This is a genomic window from Kitasatospora sp. NPDC036755 (assembly GCF_040636595.1).
In the GTDB taxonomy this organism is placed as follows: Bacteria; Actinomycetota; Actinomycetes; order Streptomycetales; family Streptomycetaceae; genus Kitasatospora.
In genome coordinates this window covers 1-1482 of the sequence record NZ_JBEZUT010000668.1, presented here as the reverse complement: position 1 = coordinate 1482, position 1482 = coordinate 1, and the positions used below count along the sequence as shown (strand labels likewise).

At 73.6% G+C, this 1482-nt stretch carries 1 protein-coding gene and 1 pseudogene; one reads left to right on the top strand and one right to left on the bottom strand.

What is annotated here, in order from left to right; translation table 11 throughout:
• Positions 1–500: pseudogene (locus tag AB0E96_RS41095) on the bottom strand (hypothetical protein); the annotation flags it as partial.
• Between the two features lie 230 nt (positions 501–730).
• Here AB0E96_RS41095 and AB0E96_RS41090 point away from each other — a divergent pair.
• Positions 731–1459 (top strand): hypothetical protein, encoded by a 729-nt coding sequence (locus tag AB0E96_RS41090; protein ID WP_359831940.1) that lies wholly within the window; start codon positions 731–733, stop codon positions 1457–1459.
• The last annotated feature ends 23 nt before the right edge of the window (positions 1460–1482 follow it).

The window sequence follows — 1482 nt, the reverse complement described above, 5'->3', positions numbered from 1 at the left end:
CCGGGGCCGACCGGGTCGTCGCAGGTCACGGTGGTGCCGTCCGGCGCGAGCACGGTCGGGTTGGACACGTCCTGGGTGGCGACGATCTGCACGAGCAGCAGGTCCTTCTGCTGCGGCAGGGTGATGCCGAAGGCGGCGATCTCGCCCTGGCCGACGGCGCAGTTCGTCACCGTGCCGGGCTGGAGCGCCGCCGGGCACGGGTCGTTCGTGGCGGCCTCGCGCAGCTCGCGGGCGAGGGCGTCCTGGTCGGCCTTCCGGTCCGGCGCCGCGCTCGGGGCCGGGCTCGGGTTCGCGGTCGGGTTCGCGGTCGGGCTCGGGTCCGCCGGTGCGCCCGCCCGCGGCGAGGGGGCCGGCGTCGGCGCGGCCTCCACCGCCCCGGCCGGCGCGGTCTGGCCCACCAGCGAGGCCAGAACGGCCAGCAGGAGGGCTCCGGAGGCGGCTGCGGCTGCGCCCCGGCCTCGTTTCCGACGTACTCGTCTGCCGATCGGCAGCACGTTCATCCATTCCCCCCGGTTCGGGCAGGTCGTGCTCACGGAAACCACACATGTGGTCGAGCGGGCGGAGTCTAGCGGGACGCCCACGTGCCGTGCCATCCCATAACAGGGCGCTGACCAGCCCGTTCGGCGCCCCGGGCCGAGGCGGTGACCGGGCGGACCGACGTCCCCGCCGGAACCGGACGACTCGTCACCGTCCATGACACCGGGACGGCTCTGCCGTACCGTCCCTCCACGTGACCCCCGATCAGGCGCGCGTGAACCAGATCTTCCTTCCGGACACCTACGCCCGCGGCGTTCCGTACGAACTCCTGCGGGAACTGCGCGAATCCGCGCCCGTCTGCCGGGTCGAGGAGCCGTCGGTCGGCGGCTGGCCGGACGGGCCGGGGTACTGGGCGGTGCTGCGGCACGCGGACGTGAAGCACGTGCTGCGCAGCCCCGAGCTGTTCTCCTCGCACCTGGGCGCCACCCAGATCCGCGACCCCGACACCCCGGCGGACCTGGAGTTCGCCCGGGCGATGATGCTCAACCAGGATCCGCCGGACCACTCGCGGCTGCGCCGGATCGTCGCCGCGGCCTTCATTCCGCGGGCCCTGGCGGAGTTGGCGGAGGCGGTCGACGGCCGGGTGCGGGAGCTGGTCGAGGAGGTGCGGCCCGCGGGCGGCGCGGACTTCGTCCGGCTCGCCGCGGACCTGCCGGTGTGGACGCTGGCCCGGGTGATGGGTGTGCCGGAGCAGGACCGGGGGCTGCTGCTGGACTGGGCGAACCGGGTGATCGGCTACCAGGACGCCGACTACGCCCACTCCAGCACCGTCGAGCCCGCCCTGCTGACCGATCTCGGCCGCGCCGCGCTCGCCCACCGCCCCACCGTCCGGACCGGTCCGGACGGGCGGCCGGGCCCCCCCCCCGCCCCGATCGGAAGAGCACACCACAGAACACCATACACAAACCCAAGCAAAACCTAATACATGGTATGGTTGTAAATAGT